This window comes from Pseudomonas sp. FG86 (assembly GCF_057808775.1).
The window spans coordinates 1-15,677 of sequence record NZ_JBMDIS010000120.1; the positions used below are offsets into that span (position 1 = coordinate 1).

Annotated in this window: 12 protein-coding genes and 1 pseudogene; 2 read left to right on the forward strand and 11 right to left on the reverse strand. The window is 60.4% G+C overall.

The window, feature by feature from the left end:
• From ACODSV_RS33680 to ACODSV_RS33705, 6 genes are all read right to left on the reverse strand, one after another.
• Positions 1-2,595, reverse strand: a 2,595-nt coding sequence (locus ACODSV_RS33680; RefSeq protein WP_489046903.1) for an Ig-like domain-containing protein, incomplete at its 3' end; no start/stop codon positions are given.
• 51 nt (positions 2,596-2,646) lie between these two features.
• Positions 2,647-3,510 (reverse strand): sulfotransferase family protein, encoded by an 864-nt coding sequence (locus ACODSV_RS33685; RefSeq protein ID WP_024072683.1) that lies wholly within the window; start codon positions 3,508-3,510, stop codon positions 2,647-2,649.
• A gap of 86 nt (positions 3,511-3,596) precedes the next feature.
• Positions 3,597-5,210 (reverse strand): glycosyltransferase family 39 protein, encoded by a 1,614-nt coding sequence (locus tag ACODSV_RS33690; RefSeq protein WP_150054253.1) that lies wholly within the window; start codon positions 5,208-5,210, stop codon positions 3,597-3,599.
• 250 nt (positions 5,211-5,460) lie between these two features.
• Entirely contained in the window at positions 5,461-7,557 is a 2,097-nt protein-coding gene (locus ACODSV_RS33695; RefSeq protein ID WP_150054254.1) for an efflux RND transporter periplasmic adaptor subunit, read from the reverse strand.
• Entirely contained in the window at positions 7,557-8,876 is a 1,320-nt protein-coding gene (locus ACODSV_RS33700) for an efflux RND transporter periplasmic adaptor subunit (protein WP_024072680.1), read from the reverse strand. Before ACODSV_RS33700 ends, ACODSV_RS33695 begins: the two co-directional genes overlap by 1 nt.
• Positions 8,873-9,604: an efflux RND transporter periplasmic adaptor subunit gene (locus ACODSV_RS33705; RefSeq protein ID WP_223817822.1), complete on the reverse strand. Its 732-nt coding sequence runs from the start codon at positions 9,602-9,604 to the stop codon at positions 8,873-8,875. Before ACODSV_RS33705 ends, ACODSV_RS33700 begins: the two co-directional genes overlap by 4 nt.
• Positions 9,605-9,803: 199 nt before the next feature.
• On the opposite strand from ACODSV_RS33705, the gene ACODSV_RS33710 reads away from it, so the two are divergent.
• Together ACODSV_RS33710 and ACODSV_RS33715 are read left to right on the forward strand one after the other, a co-directional pair.
• Entirely contained in the window at positions 9,804-11,966 is a 2,163-nt protein-coding gene (locus ACODSV_RS33710) for a PA5441 family protein (protein WP_150054255.1), read from the forward strand.
• Positions 11,963-12,667, forward strand: coding sequence for a DUF3142 domain-containing protein (locus ACODSV_RS33715; protein ID WP_024072677.1), 705 nt, complete (start codon positions 11,963-11,965; stop codon positions 12,665-12,667). The genes ACODSV_RS33710 and ACODSV_RS33715 overlap by 4 nt, the downstream gene beginning before the upstream one ends.
• A gap of 38 nt (positions 12,668-12,705) precedes the next feature.
• On the opposite strand, the gene ACODSV_RS33720 is transcribed toward ACODSV_RS33715, so the two are convergent.
• From ACODSV_RS33720 to ACODSV_RS33740, 5 genes and pseudogenes are all read right to left on the reverse strand, one after another.
• The gene (locus tag ACODSV_RS33720; protein WP_190300914.1) at positions 12,706-12,852 is read right to left on the reverse strand and encodes a hypothetical protein; all 147 of its coding nucleotides are present in this window, start codon (positions 12,850-12,852) and stop codon (positions 12,706-12,708) included.
• 16 nt (positions 12,853-12,868) lie between these two features.
• Positions 12,869-13,390 carry a hypothetical protein gene (locus ACODSV_RS33725; protein WP_150054256.1) on the reverse strand — a complete coding sequence of 174 codons (522 nt, stop codon included), beginning with the start codon at positions 13,388-13,390 and terminating at the stop codon, positions 12,869-12,871.
• Positions 13,371-14,351, reverse strand: a complete 981-nt coding sequence (locus ACODSV_RS33730) for an N-acetylmuramidase family protein (protein ID WP_454843087.1) — start codon at positions 14,349-14,351, stop codon at positions 13,371-13,373. The genes ACODSV_RS33725 and ACODSV_RS33730 overlap by 20 nt, the downstream gene beginning before the upstream one ends.
• A gap of 135 nt (positions 14,352-14,486) precedes the next feature.
• Positions 14,487-14,972, reverse strand: coding sequence for a hypothetical protein (locus ACODSV_RS33735; protein WP_150056030.1), 486 nt, complete (start codon positions 14,970-14,972; stop codon positions 14,487-14,489).
• A gap of 1 nt (position 14,973) precedes the next feature.
• A pseudogene (locus ACODSV_RS33740) lies at positions 14,974-15,677 on the reverse strand (hypothetical protein); the annotation flags it as partial.

Consider the following 15,677-nt stretch of genomic DNA (forward strand, 5'->3'; position numbering starts at 1 on the left):
GGTCACCGCGCTCAACGTACCGTTGGCGACGCTCAGGTCGGCATTGGTGAAGCCGGTGACCGCTTCGCTGAACGTGATGGTGACCAGGGAAGTACCGCCGATGTTCAGCGCAGGGTTGGCTATTACCACGCTTGCGGTCGGGCGCACGGTGTCGATGGTGTAGTTATTGGACGTGGTAGTACCGGTGCCCACGTTGGTCGAGGTGTCGGTGTAGAGCGTGTTGTCCAGGGTAATGACGTTGGTGCCGCTGGTGACGCCAGCCGTCGGCGTGAAGGTGGCGGTCCAGTGGATATTATCGCTGGTGGTCAGGCTGCTCAGGGTGCCGTTGGAGGCTGTCATGTCGGCCAGGCTGAATCCGGTCACCGCTTCGCTGAAGGTGATGTTCACCACGGAGGAACCACCGAGGTTCAGCCCGGGGCTGGCCACGGCGACTGTCGCCGTCGGCCGTACCGTATCGACGGCGTAGTTATTGGAGGTGGAGGTACCGCTGCCCGCCAGACCATTCGACACGCCGGTGACACCGGTATTGTCCAGCACAATATGGTTGCTCGCGCTGGTCACGCTCGCATCTGGGGTGAACGTCGCCGTCCAGGTGAGGCCGCCATCATTGGAGATGACGCTGCTCAAGGTGCCGTTGGAGACCGTCAGGTCGGCGTTGGTGAAACCGGTGACGGCCAGGTTGAAGGTAATGGTCACCTGCGAAGTGCTGCCAATGTGCTGGGCCGCGTTCGCCACTACGATGGTCGCGGACGGCGTCGGTGCGTAGGCGGTGTTCACTGTACCGCCGTCGTTGAAGATATTGTTCACGGCAGCCACGGAGGCACCCGTGCTGCCTCCACCCAACGCCGGGCCACCGGAACCGCTGCCACCGACGTTGCCGCTCATGGCCGCAAAGTTGGCGGCCGTCATCAACAGCGTGCCTTTGTTCCAGATCGCACCAACGCCTTTGCCCGCCGCGCCGCCCGAGTCTGCTGACCCCCCCAGGCCACCGCCACCACCGCCACCTCCGCCGGCCGCGATGTTATTGGAGATCACCGAAGTGCCGACGACCGTCAGGGTGCCGGAGCTGGCGTTGTAGATACCGCCACTGGCCGAAGCCCCTGCCCGGCCAGGCTTGTCCCACCCGGAACCGCCACCGCCGCCGCCAATGGAAATAGTGCCGTTGTTTGCGGTGCCGCCGGCACCGCCATTGCTGTAGTTGGCTGCGCCCACGCCACCCGCGCCGCCGGTGCTGCTGCCACCACGGCCGCCCATATAGTTCGGGTTGTAGCCGCCACCATTGCCACCGGTGTTGGCGCTACCGGACGTCCCACCATAAACGCCGGTACCGAAGCCCGAAGTGCCGCCATGGCCGCCGGCCTGGCCGCCAAGAGCACCACCGCCGCCGCCCCCACCACCCACCGCGCCGCCAACGTAGGGCGCGGTGACCCCTCCGCCCCCGCCACCGCCCGAGGCCGCGTTGCTGGTCACCCTGACATTGTTCAAGGTCAGGTTGCCGAGGTTGACAATACCGCCGCCCATTGCCGCCGTGCCGTCGACGCCCGCCGCTGCGCCATTCCCCGCCGCCAGGCCTTGGGTGATGACCAAGCCATCCAGCGTCGCAGTCACACCGCTGCCCACCATCAGCACCTGGGTCTTGTACTGCCCGTTGAGGGTCACATCCGCCACACCGTCGTGGTTCAGATCACCGGCGATGGTGACGTTTTTGCTGATGATCAATTGCGAGTTCAGGTTAACCGTCATCGTGGTACTGAACGTGACGGTATCGCCGGACACCGAACTGCTCAGAGCCTGGCGTAATGAGCCGACGCCACTGTCACCGTTGTTGACCACCGTGATCGTGGCCAACCCGTACTGGTACGCCGACATCGCCTGGTACGACAACGCGGTATGGCTCTCGATGGAGCCGGTGGCGATTTCCAACGTCCAATCGCCACCCTCGCCGGTGCGGTTGCTGGACGCGGCAATATCACGGCCGGTCAATTGCGCCAGGGAGTCGACGAAGTTGAGCCCTTTGCTGTCCCCTGCCGTGTTGCACGCGTAGATCAGAATGTCGCCGCCCACATTCATGTCCTGGCCGATCTGCGCCAGCACTTCGCTGCGGGCCGCGATGTTGTCGGCCGACAAATAGGTGCTGCCCAGCCACAAATCGCCGGTGTTGCCGTGGGCGAGGATCTGCACCGAGCTCACGCCCTGGTGGCTGCCCAGATAATCGGCAATCTGCTGCAAACCGTCTTTGCTGGCGTCCAGCTGCACCACCTCGGTGCCGGGGGCGACGCCCTTGAGCAAGTTGGCGGAGTCTTTGACCCGGGCGTCGACGAACACTACGGTCTGCCCCGGAACGGCAACCGGCGCCGGTGTGGCCGGCGCGTCGGTTTGCCCATGGGTGTCTTTGCTGGCGGTGGCGTGCTCGGTCGTCGGCGCCTTGGCGGCCGCGTCGGCAGTGGCATGGCTGTCCGCCTGGGCGGCATCGGCCACAGTGGCGGCCACCGCGCCGTCAAACAACATGCGCGGTTCCAGGAACATGATCATCGGCGTCGCCAGGGGGTTGGCGCCTATTGTTGTCTGCCGTGCCTTACCTTTGCTCCACCACATGCTGCTCACCCGTTTGTCGAATGCTGATACCCGCAATGAAAAAAACCGCGATCAGCCGATCGCGGCATCGGCTTTGGTGCGAATTACATTGGCGGCGCTCAGGCTGCCATCCCGCCAGAAATCCATATGCGCAAACTGCTCGAAGAGGTCCGGCGGCAGGATCGTACGCCGAGGCTGCAAAGCGACCTTGGGCTTGACCCGATGCAACCCGCTGACGCCCAGAGCCTCGTCGAAGTCCGGCGCGTCATAGCTGAGGTTGTCGAAGTCATGCTCGAACCACGGCTGCTCAATAAATTCGTAGACCAGCCGCATCACGCGCTCGGGCGCCTGGGATAGCAGGTCGTAGTCGACGATCAACATGGACCCGGCGTTTTCACCGTAGTACGCCTCTTTGAGGGCCGACCAGGCATAGCCCACGAGGCGATTGCGCTGGCCCAGGGTTTCGACACGGCTGTATACGGTGTTGCGCTCGATGTCGTCGTTGAACAGCTTGGTGTTCTCGAACGGATTGGCGCGATAGAGGCGTTCCAGGCTGTCCATGATCCACGCCACGTTGCGCACACAGGCAATGACCTTGGCCTGGGGAAACAGGTCATGCAGGGCGGGCATGCGCGCGCACCACTGGCGGTTGGTGTCGAACACCACCGGGGTGGAGGGTTTGTCGCCGTAATAAGCATCGAACAAGCCGCGCAACAGGCGGCGGCGGGTGTCCGGATCAATGACCGAGCCAAACTCGCTGCCGGCGCTGCACTGCGCCAGCACACCATTGAACAACGACCCTATGGGACTGCTCATGCCGGCGCGAAAGCGTGGGTTCTGCAACAGGATTGCAGAGAGCAAGGTCGAGCCGGAACGCGGCAGACCGGAGATAAAGTGATACTGCAATCCTTTCACCACTTTGTAGGACAAATCCATTTATGGTGGAAGCGTAGTAGAGGATTGCAGGGTCAACTAGTGTTCATTTGCCACTATTTCGGCATTTTCTCAATGCCAATTCGCAATTAGCGACAGCCCTCCGGCTGCGAAGGCTCTGGCCCGCGGCAAAGCACGAACAGGCGTGCCCTGGCTCCACCGCCATCCTGGCGCAAAAGTTCGCGCCAATCGGTGGGAATCGGCGCGAAATCGTCCGGCAAATCAGTGCTGCTGATCAGCCAGACGCGGCGCGTATCCGCCGGTAAAGCCGACAGACTATCGAGGTAGATACGCCCGCCGTCCTGGTCCACCAGCGTACCGAAGCCATACGCGTTAGGCCGGGTCGACGTGCCATCCGGTTTGGGCGGGGTATAGAGCTGCAATTGGGCGTCAGTCTGGTCGTAATACACGTAGCTCAAGTACCACAGCATGTCGCTAAGGACGATGCGGTCGCCTTCCTGATAGTTACGGTTGACGAACTCCACCGGCACGTTGAAATTATCGCGGTCGTCCACGGTTGCATTGCTCTTCAGCCCCAGCAGCTCCACGCTGATAAACAGCACCAGGAACGCGGCGCCCCAGCGTGACAGGCGTTTGGGCAGGCGGTCGATGGCCAGGGCCACCATGATCGGCAAGCCAAGGGCATACGCCGTGAGGTAGCGCTCGATGAACACCGGGGAAATAAACGATACCGCATACACCAGCAACAGCGGCAGCAGGAAGAATAGCGCCAGCAGGCCGGCCGGCCGATGGGCTTCGCGATCACGCCAGGCGGTCACCCCCACGACGGCGATCAGTAGCAGCGGGAACGACCAGAACAATGGTGCCCAGAAACCGATGCCCTCGTCCTGGAGCATGAACTGCCAGATCATCGACGGGACGGAGATCAGCGTGACCGGGTCTTCCCAGCCGATATCCCCCCCGGTCTTGAGCTGTTCGACGTGCTGCACCAGGTCCACCAGGTTGGGCAACCAGGGCAAGTACAGCCCCACAATCAGGACATTGGCGCACCACCACGCTGGGCGCAGGAGCAACCGTCGGCCAGGTGCCTGGGACGAGTACAACAACCCCAGGTAGGCCCAATGCACCATTACACACAAGGCCATGAAGTAATGGGTATAGAAACCGGCCGCCATCAGCAGCACATAGGCCGCCAGGTAGCGCGTGCGCTCGGGGCGGCGTACCCAATACACCAGCGCCAGCGTCGCAGCCAGCAGCCACACGGCCAGCAGCGAGTACATACGCACTTCCTGGCTGTATCGCACGGCAGTGGGGTACAGCGCCAGCAGCACACCCGCCAGCACGGCGGCACGATAGGTGGACAGTAGCCGCGTCAGCCAGATACCCAGGCCCACCGCGACCACGCCGGGAATCGCGCTCATGCCGCGAATCGACCAGATGCCGTCGCCAAACAGGCCGATCCAGCCGCGCAGCATGAAAAAATACAACGGGGGGTGCACATCATGGGCCGCGTGGAACCACAGGTCGCCTACCGCGTATTCGCTGAGCAGCAGGCTCGAACCTTCGTCACCCCAGATCGCCGCCGCTGTCAGGCCATAAAAGCGTACGGCCATGGCCAGCGCCAGAATCGGCACCCACCATAGCCGGCTGAGCCAACCGGCACCCGCCCAGGCAGCCGAGAGGCGACTGACTGCGGGAAAAACCCCAACTTTGTCGTCTTGTTCTACCACGGACCGTCGCACCTCAATTCCTCTGAAACTGCCTCTTTTCAAGGCAAACCCTGCGCATGCGCAAACAAGCGCCACTCTAGGACAAAAGCCTCGGTTTCGCTTGCTGTTTTGCACCCGCCAGGCGTTGTGTTACCGGCTGGGGGTCACCTGACCATCCTGCCTGCCCACACTCTTCGGGATGTTGCGCAAAGGCCCGGCGCACACGGGGTTTCAACGGTTTATGCGGCTTACCGCTACGCGGCTGGCGTCCTCCTGACGCTTGTCAGAACCCACTTTCTCGTACCCCCAGCGCTGCCGCCCGTCGCCAGGCCACGCCCAGTACCGACTCACTGCGCCCTTGCAGCATCACCACTCCGCGCAGCGGTTGATGGGGGGTAGGGATCGTTTCAACGCTTTTCAGTCGCGCACCGTATTGAGCCTGTACCGGCTCCGGTCGCTGATTTTCGTCGCGGCGCACGGCAATTGGCCCATGGTGATCGGAGGTCAGTGCCTCCTGGTCCAGATAGGCCACGCCGTTGGCGTCGATGTCGGTCAATACCACCGGGATGGCCACGTGCATCGGGTCATCGGCGATAAACCGTCCAGTGGAACCCGGCGCCACCCGCCACAGTTCGGCCTCGGCCAGGTAACCGCGCAGGCGTGCGCCCTCTTCCACCACCTGGGCCAGTGAGTCCTTGGGCGACAGCCAACGGCCCACGCTCAATTGCGGCAGCACATCGCGCACCCTGCCGGCATGGGGCGCGCGCAACAGCAGGCGTTCGCGCTGGGCGGCCAGCCCACGGTATTCGGCCAGGGCCTGGGACAGACGCTGATCGTTGATCCCGGCATCCGCAGCCGTTTCACTGCGCCCGGCCTGGCGGCGCATCTGCAGCTGCAAAATCTCCACTTCACGGCGCACGATGCTTTGCCGCGCGTCCAAATCCGGTGACTCCAGTTCGTACAAGACCTGGCCCTGGGTGACGGTTTGCCCATCCGCCACCCGCAACTGCTTGACCCGCGCGGCCACCGGCGCGTGCAACGCGCTGGCGCGCCCGGCTTCGAGCATGGCCGGCAGCTCGACGGCGCTGCGCCACGGCACCACCAGCGCCAGCCCGATCAACACCAACCCCAGGCTGCTCAACAGCACACGCGGCGCATGGGCCTGGCTGCGACGACTCCACCATTCGCGCCATTCCTTGAAGATCGGCAGGAAGATGAACCAGACCAACTCCACCAGCATCAGGAAGATCCCGAGCAGTTTGAAGAACAGGTGATACACCGCCAGGGCAATCCCCAGAAACAGCGCCGCCCGCCACAGCCACGCCAGGTAGCCCCACGCCAACAAGCGTCGTTGCATCGTCGGCGACCACGGCTCCGGCGCCGACTCGCCATACCCGAACAACAGTTCACGCAGGCGCCAACGGCACAGGGCAAAGGCGCGGCCTTGCAGGTTATCCACCCCCCATAAATCGCTGATCAAGAAGTAGCCATCAAAACGCATGAACGGGTTGAGGTTGATCGCCAACGTCGTCAGCCACGTGGCACTGGCCAACATGAACGCCGCGGTGCGCGCCGGGCCATCCGGCAGCAGCGCCCAGGCAAGCAAGGCGATACAAGCCAACAGCAACTCGGCCATCACCCCGCCGGCACCGATCATCAACCGCGCACGGCGATCATTGACCCGCCAGGCGTCGCTCACATCGGTGTAGAACATCGGCAACAGCACCATGAACGCCACACCCATGCTCTGAACCCGACAGCCAGCGCGTTTGGCCATATAGGCATGGCCGAACTCATGGCACAACTTGGCGAAGCACAACACCACACCAAACGCCAAGGCGCCGCCGAGGCTGAACAAGTGCGGGAACGTCGCCAGAAAGCGCTGCCAGTCGCGCGCGACCAAAAACACGCCCATGCCCAGAACTGCCGGCAGGCCGTACCGCAGCAAGCCCGGACCGAAGCGCGCCAGCCAGGGCCATGTCCGGTTGAGAAAAGCGTCCGGACGCCACAGCGGAATGCGGAAAAACAGGTACTGATGCAGCAACACCTGCCACAGGCTCTGCTTTTGTGCGGCCGCTTTATAGAGGTAACTGGCGCGCTGCTGCGGATCAAGGCCGGTGATCAGGTCATGGGCGCGCAAAAAGCTCAGCAGCTCCTCCACTTCGCTGATGCCCAGGGGCAAACCCGGTTCACGGTTGGCGGCTTGCAGGACTTTCTCTGGATCGCCCAGGGACCAGTGGCGCAGCAAACGAATGGCGGTGGCGCCGAGTTTGAAATAGCGCCCGCGCACCGGGTCGGCCAGGGTCCAGCGTGGCGAACCGTCCAGCGCCGCGCCGGCACTGGACAGTTGCAGGTCTTCGCGCAGTGTGGGCAGGTTCATCAGAGGCCGACGCTCTGGCGCAGGCCCGCCAACGGCCGACGCAGCAGGTACAGGGCCAGCGGCGCGCGGTCGCCATACAGCTTCGCCGTACCGCGCAGGCCGATACGCGGTGGCGCGCCATCGAATTGTGCATCGAGGCGATAGGCCAATTGCCCGCCCGGCGTGGGCTGCGCTTCATAGGCGGCACGTTGCAGGGTGGCGAGATGGCGTTGCAGTGGGTCACTGTCGAGGAACAGCGCTACCTGGGCATTGGGCGCCAAGGCAATGGCATCGCCCACCGCCAGCTCAATGCGCAATTCCGCCTGGGCAGGGTTGGCAATCTGCAACAAGCGCTCGCCGGTCTGCACCGGTTTGCCGGTCCAGCGGTCAGCATCAGCGAATACAGCGATACCGTCGCGCTCGGCACGCACTTCGCTGCGTTTGAGCAGTTCACGCGCATAGTCGCGTTCGGCACGTTTTTGCTCGACGCGGGCCGCCAGCAGGTCGATCTTCGAACTGGATTCGGCATCGGCAAAGGCGCGCTGGGAATTGGCCTTGAGCTCCGCTTCAGCGACACCCAGAGCACGCGCCGCCACATCGGCCTGCGCCGTCAGCGTGGTGCTTTCGAAGCGCAGCAACAGGTCGCCGGTTTTTACCGACTGATTGGGCTTGACCAAAAACTCGGCGATGACGCCATCCAGCGGCGCCGCCACCACTTGCCCGGCCTGCGGCACCACTTCGGCGGGCGCCAGCACCGATTGGCGCACCGGGATCAACAGCATCAGCAACAACGCCACCAGCACCGCTATCCAGCGTTTACGGGTCAGGCGCAGGCGCCACGGCTGGCGTGGCTGCAACGCGTGCCAGGCATGGCTGCAGGTGTCGCCAAAATGCGCCAGCAGCACTTGTTCGGCCGGGCTCCACGGGGTATCCCGCGCCAGCCACAGGCCGCCGAACACCCGGCCCTGGGGATCCATCAACGGCAGCCAGAACACGTGCCCGGCGGACAGGCTCTGCCAATCGGCTTGCACCGCGCCACTTAATTGCTCAGCCAGGACCACCCGCGCAGTCTGGCTCAACGCCAGTTTGTGCAACTGCGCCACCGCCTGCTCGACAAACGCCACGAACGGCGCATTCGAATCGACGCTGCTCACCGCCGTCACCGCCCTCACTTTGCCGGCGATCAACAGCGCGGTGTGGCGATAGCCGAACAGGGGCTGGCTGTCGTTGACCAGGCTGTAGGCCAGTTGCTCGATAGTACGCGCGGCACGGGTCTGGCGTTCAAGGTCGAGAAACTGCGCAAATACGCGCTCAGCGTGGCCCGGCATCGGTGCGTTCATTGCAATTGCGCAAAATGGGCCGTGCCACTCATGCCCGCCAGCAGCCCGCTGGCATTGGGTAAGGTGGCGACCAGCAGCAGCGTCTGGCTCCCCTCATCGATGCGCGCGCCGAGGCGTTTGACCGTGGCGGTGAACGCCTGGCCGGTTTCATCGGGGGTGAAATTGAACGTCTGGCCCGGCTTGAGTTTGCCCATCCAGCGCGACGGCACCAGCAGGTGAATTTCCAGGCTGTGGTTGTCGACTATTTCCAGCAACGGCGCCCCCGCCGAGACGCTTTCATAGCGTTGGACCTTGCGCTGCACCACTTGGCCGTCATACGGCGCCAGCACGCTGCAGCGCTTGACCTGCACTTGGTAAACCTGGGATTGGGCCTGGGTTTCAGTGAGCTTGGCTTCGGCGCGGGCCACTTCAAAACGCCCGACGGAGTTGAGCGCCGCCAGTTGTTTGTTGTGGGCCAGTTCTTCACTGGCCCCCCGGCTGGCAGCCTGGGCGGCGTTCAATTGGGCCTGGTAGGCCGAGCAATCGAAACGCGCCAGGGTGTCGCCCTTCTTGAACGACTCGCCTTCGCTGAAAGGCAGTTCAACAATGCGCCCCGACAATTCGCTGGCCAGCACCGCCTGGTCGCGAGCGCGCAGCACACCGCGGGCGTCACTGGAGGCGCTGGTCGACGCCGCAAGCGGATGGTCCAACAACGGATCGTCCGCCATGACCATCGGCGCAACGCCCATCAGGCAGATAAAACTCAACGTCCCTCTTCGTAACCGCTCCATACGATCCTCCCTGACCATGATTGCAGTCTATGTCAGCATGGTTAAATTGCCACCGCCCCAATCGGATAAGTCAGTAATTTGTGTAGGGCTTCACCGATGCTTTTGTCGGATCACGCTATGATTGCCACCCCCAAGGATTCAGGATCAAGGACACGTCATGCGCATCGGTTTTCTGTCACCCCTGGCACTGGCTCTGCTGGCCGGTATTTCCCTACAGGCCCAGGCCAGCTCCGACGATTCGTGCTACCCCGACTGGCGGGTCTCGCGTGACAGCCTGGACCCGTGCAACAACCTGCCGTTCCTCAGCCCAGGCAATGACAGCCGGGCCAACCTGCGCCTGCTGCTGGCTGACAAAAAGGCCGCGCCGTTGGCGCCCAAGGCGCTGAGCGAAGATGACCTGTCCCAGGGTTTCGGCCCGGTGCCGTTTCCGGTGTATCGCCTGGCCGCTGCCTCCAGCGCAGAGACAGAACCCGACTCGGACGATTCGCCTACCGCCGAGCTCGACACCCTGCTGACTTCCCTGGGGGTCAAGCGCGAGGAGTATAAAACCGCCGGCGAAGCGTTCCTCAGTGGCGAGGGCAGCCGCTGCCGCAGCAACGACGATGACAGCGCCACGGCGTTCATCCGCCAAGTGGTCAAGGCCGACATACCGGCGACCGAGCGCGCGCTGCTGGCCAAAGCGCGACTGCAACTGCTCACCACCTGCACCTGGGATGGCCCGGTGATCGCCGAGCCGCAGCAGATCCAGTCCGCCGACGGCCAACTGTTTCGCACCTACCTGCAAGCCGCCGCTGATTTTTACAGCGGCCGCTTCGCCGAGGCCGCGCAAGGCTTTGCTGGCGTCGGCAGTACCCAATCGCCGTGGTTGAAGGAAGCCGCGCTGTACATGACCGCCCGCACAGCGCTCAACCAGGCCCAGGCCGACACCTATGACGAAGACGGCGTGCCGCACCTGGACCGTGTGGATAAGCCCGCACTGGCCACGGCCGAACAGGGCTTCAACGCCTACCTGAAGACTTATCCACAGGGCGAATACGCGGCCTCGGCCCATGGCCTGCTGCGCCGGGTGTACTGGCTGGCCGACGACAACACCAAGCTCGCCGACGCGTTCGCCTGGGCACTGATGGCCACCGACGAGCAGCGCAATGTGTCTGAGGATGAGCTGGTAGAAGAAGCTGACCTCAAGCTGTTGATGGTCAACAGCGATACCGTCAAGACCCCGATGATCCAGCTCGTCAGCGACCTGATGGTGATGCGCGGCGGCAACCAGCCAGCCATCAGCCGCACAGACCTCGAGAAGCAAAAGACCGCGTTCGCCAGCGAGCCAGAACTCTATGAATACTTGCTGGCAGTGTGCGCGCTGTACATCGAGCATCAACCGGACGCCGCCTTGAAACAGTTGCCGCAGAGCGTACCGTCGAACCTGAACTACTTCGCCTTCAGCCAGCAGACCCTGCGCGCCCTGGCCCTGGAAGCCAAGCAAGACTGGAAAGGCGCCGAGGCCTTGTGGCTGCAACTGTTGCCACTGGCAAAACTGCCGCTGCAACGCGACCAGCTGGAGTTGGCACTGGCCATGAACTACGAGCGCAGCGGCCAGTTGGCCAAGGTGTTCGCCAGCGATTCGCCGATCAGTGCCAGGCAGGTGCGCTACATCCTGCTGCGCAACGTCGCCGGGCCTGAACTGCTGCGCCAGCAGATCGCCCAGGCCAGCGATCCGCTGGAACGCCAGACCGCGCAATTCGTGCTGCTCTACAAAGACCTGCTGCACGGCCAGTTCGCCACGTTCGCCGAGGACCTCAAGCAGTTGCCCGCCCAGGCCCCCGAGGACAAGCTGGGCACCAGCCTGGGTTATGTCTACAGCGCCAGCCAGACGCTTAAGCTGTTCCAGTGGAACGGCGACAAGGCCGAATCCGGCTACGCCTGCCCGAGCATCGCGCAAACCGCAGCGACCTTGCAGACCGACGCGAAGAACCCCCAGGCCCTGAACTGCTTCGGCGAATTCATCCTGCGCAACGGCCTGGACGGCATGCCTCTGGAGCAGGCCCGCGCGGCCGGCAGCCTGGGCAGCACCGCCTCAGACTTCAAGGGTGAAACCTTCTCGCGGCTCGACGGTTACAAGCAGGTCATCGGCAACGCCAAGGCGCCCAAAAACGAGAAGGCCTACGCGCTGTTCCGCGCCATCAACTGCTACGCGCCGGCCGGCTACAACAGCTGCGGCGGCCAGGACGTCGAACCCGCCGTGCGCAAAGCCTGGTTCCGCCAGCTGAAAAGTGGTTTCGCCGACACCCAGTGGGGCAAATCGCTGCAGTACTACTGGTGAAACACCTGTGGCTGGGCCTGCTGTTGCTGGCAAGCCCGGCATTCGGCGCCGTCGATGCCCGTGACTATGACGCCTTCTGGCTGTGGAGCGGCGTCACGCCACAGCCGGTACTCAAGCAGGCCAAGACCCTGTACATCCTCCAGGGCCAGATCAACTCCACCCGCCGCGCGCCCCAGCGCGGTGTGCAACTGATCGCCCAAGGCATCAGCGTACCGCGCCTCACCCGCGGCGAAGTCTGGGTGGTCTACCGCGCCCACACCCTGCACTGGCCCGAACAGATCTACACCCAGCTGCTCGGCCAGGTACAACGTTGGCGCGACGCAGGCAACCCCGTGGTCGGCATCCAGATCGACTTCGACGCCCGCACCCAATACCTGCACGAATACGCCGACTTCCTGCGCGACCTGCGCCAACGCCTGCCCTTTGAGCTGCGCCTGAGCATCACCGGCCTGATGGACTGGAGCAGCAACGCCGACCCCGCCGCCATCGCCCAACTCAAGGGCGTGGTGGATGAAGTGGTGGTGCAGACGTACCAGGGACGCCAGAGCATCCCGGATTACGCGGCGTATTTGCCACGGATGAACCGGATGGGGCTGCCGTTCAAGATCGGTTTGATCCAGGGTGGGGAGTGGGAGGCGCCTGGGTATTTGCAGGGGAGTGAATGGTTTCGGGGGTATGTGGTGTTTTTGCAAAACCGTTGACAGGGGTGTCAACCCAAGTCACTGGAGCACTGCGAGACCTAGGTCTTGTCGGTGAGGTTTTGCACGTCCATTGCCAGTTTCACGCCCTGGAGCTTGAGCGGTGAGGCGCCCAGATCGTAGCTCAGGCTGGCGTCATAGACGCTGTAAGGAAGCACGCTGAAGGCACCTTCGTAGTAGCCGCCCATGGCTTTTTACTATTCCTTACTGGCAGCCCAGAGCATCGACAACGTCGCACTCAACGTGGGGGAATATATCTTCAAGATTGTCTATGTATATAGTCGTGCAGGATATTTGTATGTCTGGTATTTCGGACGAATTAGAAACGACTACTCCTCCGCTTCTCACTGCTCCTCCTGGGTTTTCGCCATCATAATCACTATAAAGACTATAAATATAGGTACCGATAGAAAACTTAATTCTTTTGTAATCGGTCTGATAGCGAACGAAGTGATTCGACTTGAACGATTTAAAGTCGAAGTTTGAAGTAGGGAAAACAAGCTCTTTGTTTACTTCTCGGCCAAAGCGATATTGAATTCCGGTCAGTTGTTCACCTACATAATTTGGACACAGCGCTAAATTTTTTCCGCCGCGCACTTGACACTGAAATATGGCTTTCTCATTATCGCAAATATTTTCTTGAGCGGCCAAAGTTAAGCCAGCCCAGAGCATTGCAAAAAAAAAGGTTGCACCCTTGAAAGTGAACTCAAATGGATTTGAATGCATTATAGTTTTTCCTCATTTTTTCGTCATACCCCTCTTGGGCAGGACCGTTATATCTAAGTGCAAACGTTAACCAGTCTTTTTGAATGATTGCCGAAGAAAGGATGGCATCGGACTTTATAAAGTTCACAAATGCCTTTAAATGATTTTTCTCAGAGCGATTAAGTTCCCGCACGAAATCCTCAACTGAAGCGTAGCCAGCGCTTGAATAATTTTTCCCCATAATTTGAAATCTCCCCCATGATGCCGACTTTAGTGCTGCACTTGGACTCAGCCGGTAGGCTCGGACCATTTTTTCGTATTGTGCCGAATAGGCTCCATAGCCGCCTCTTGTACGAGATGATATATCCGGATCTGATGCGTCAAATCGACCGCCTGTCAATTGATGAAAATAGTGTCGTTCAAATAATATAGTTGTAACTTTGTCATCGCCGTCTCTTGCAAAGTAACTACCTGAAGAGCCCGTCTCTGTAAGTGCGACCGCTTTGACTGCTTCAACCTCACACCCGAGCGTGGTCGCCGCCGCGACATAATCAACATCTTCAATTACCGAATCATCATATAAATCCAAGAAACCAAGCTCTATTTTAACTCCACTTATAAATAGTTCTGGATGCTGCTTTACTCTACTGAATCTGCTCGCTAACCCCACAGGGTGCAAGTGATACACCTGCCCATCCACCGGCAATCCAACTCCCTCCGCCACCTCATTCCACCAACTGATCTCCCTGATCCGTTCCTTCTCCGCCACCCAGTTCAAAAGTGGAGTCGAGCCGCTATGCCCCAGTACATCGTCCAGCGCGTCCCACTTATGGGGTTCGTGGCGCCACTCGCTTTCGTAGTGGATGATCAGTTGCGACAGCGACTGCGCGTGTGCCGGTAAAGCAATCGCTGCCTGTAACTCTTCAGCCGTCACCACTCCATCACGGTCTCGATCGATGATGTCGTACAGGCGATTCTTCATCGGTCCTTTATCCGACATGTCGGCCCACTGGCCGTGGCGTTTGAGTTGCTCCTCACTAAAACGACCAGCCGCTCGAAAAAAGGAAGCCAGCGAATTAAAACCAGATAACTTTTATCTCAGTCATTCAAAGCCAGCCTAAGATTTACTGCGCAGTGGAAACTTCAGGCCATCAATATCTGCGTGCACTCCACACACACCTAAACCGAGAGCCGTCGGATCCACTCCTTTCGAAGAGATTTCGAGTGAGTCATCATTTTTCTGCAAAAACACAGGTCCAAACTGTGTGTTGTGAATAAGCTTTCCATCCTTAGGGATCATATAAAAAACAAAGGAGCAGATACTTTGATTTGCCTGTGTGCTGTGCAACTTGACCAAATACCCCAAATGCTTTTTTTCTATTTTTAGATCATCGACAAATTGTTCGGAGCAATCGACGCTGTCGTTGGGTGTTGTGCACAACTCACTTTTCTTTAAATAGTACCCAGCCCAGGAGACGTCCGATGATATTTTTTCGGCAAAAAAAACCTCTTGAGTCGTTGCTTTTAAGTCTTCGCCCATTTGTCCAGCAGCAAGCAAAGAAGCATATGACATTGAAATAGCAAGGCAGGCAGTGGCTTTCAAATTAATCACCTTCCCTGAGATACCTGGCTCTATTCCTACCCCGCTCATACTGAGCCAGCTCCGGTGTTTCTTGAATGTACATCGCCAGTGCTTCTCTGCTGTTTTGACGAATATAGGGGATCTGACGATTCCAAATACTACCTTGCTGATAAGTTAAGTCCACTGCAATATCTCGCACGCGGTCATCTAGCTGCTCCCATGGTATTCCACCCGACATTGCACTTGAATTATATTGTTGTCGGGTAGCAGCCTCATAACGAGGATAAACAACAACTTCAAATAGGATTCGTTGAGCTCGTAATGAAATTGCTCCATATGCATCACGATTCGTGCTTACAAAATCGCGGGCTGCATTCCCGAACAGCCCCGCCCCACGAGAGAAGTTCTCAGCGGAAGGTATATCGACTCCTGCTTCAATTAGGTCTGCTCGTACTGCATTCTGTGTCCGGTGTCGAATATCGTAGCCTCTCCCCAACGTCACTCCGGAAGCTCCACCTGGCCAATGTAAGCGCCGGCTAAAGTAAGGGCTGTTAGGAATGTCATTCCCTTCTGCGTCGAAAGTGACTTGACCCCGCAGAACAGCAAGATCATTACCCTGCTGTTGAGTGATGTTCAGATTCCCCAGCAGGCAAATGGGATGCAAGTGATAAACCTGCCCATCCACCGGCAATCCAACTCCCTCCGCCACTTCATTCCACCAACTGA

Bases quoted from the DNA above. Each gene is read 5' to 3' on its own strand.
- ACODSV_RS33700 (WP_024072680.1), bottom strand. From the start codon at position 8,876: ATGAACGCACCGATGCCGGGCCACGCTGAGCGCGTATTTGCGCAGTTT.
- ACODSV_RS33685 (WP_024072683.1), bottom strand. From the start codon at position 3,510: ATGGATTTGTCCTACAAAGTGGTGAAAGGATTGCAGTATCACTTTATC.
- ACODSV_RS33730 (WP_454843087.1), bottom strand. From the start codon at position 14,351: ATGAAGAATCGCCTGTACGACATCATCGATCGAGACCGTGATGGAGTG.
- ACODSV_RS33705 (WP_223817822.1), bottom strand. From the start codon at position 9,604: ATGGGCGTTGCGCCGATGGTCATGGCGGACGATCCGTTGTTGGACCAT.
- ACODSV_RS33710 (WP_150054255.1), top strand. From the start codon at position 9,804: ATGCGCATCGGTTTTCTGTCACCCCTGGCACTGGCTCTGCTGGCCGGT.
- ACODSV_RS33725 (WP_150054256.1), bottom strand. From the start codon at position 13,390: ATGCATTCAAATCCATTTGAGTTCACTTTCAAGGGTGCAACCTTTTTT.
- ACODSV_RS33720 (WP_190300914.1), bottom strand. From the start codon at position 12,852: ATGGGCGGCTACTACGAAGGTGCCTTCAGCGTGCTTCCTTACAGCGTC.
- ACODSV_RS33695 (WP_150054254.1), bottom strand. From the start codon at position 7,557: ATGAACCTGCCCACACTGCGCGAAGACCTGCAACTGTCCAGTGCCGGC.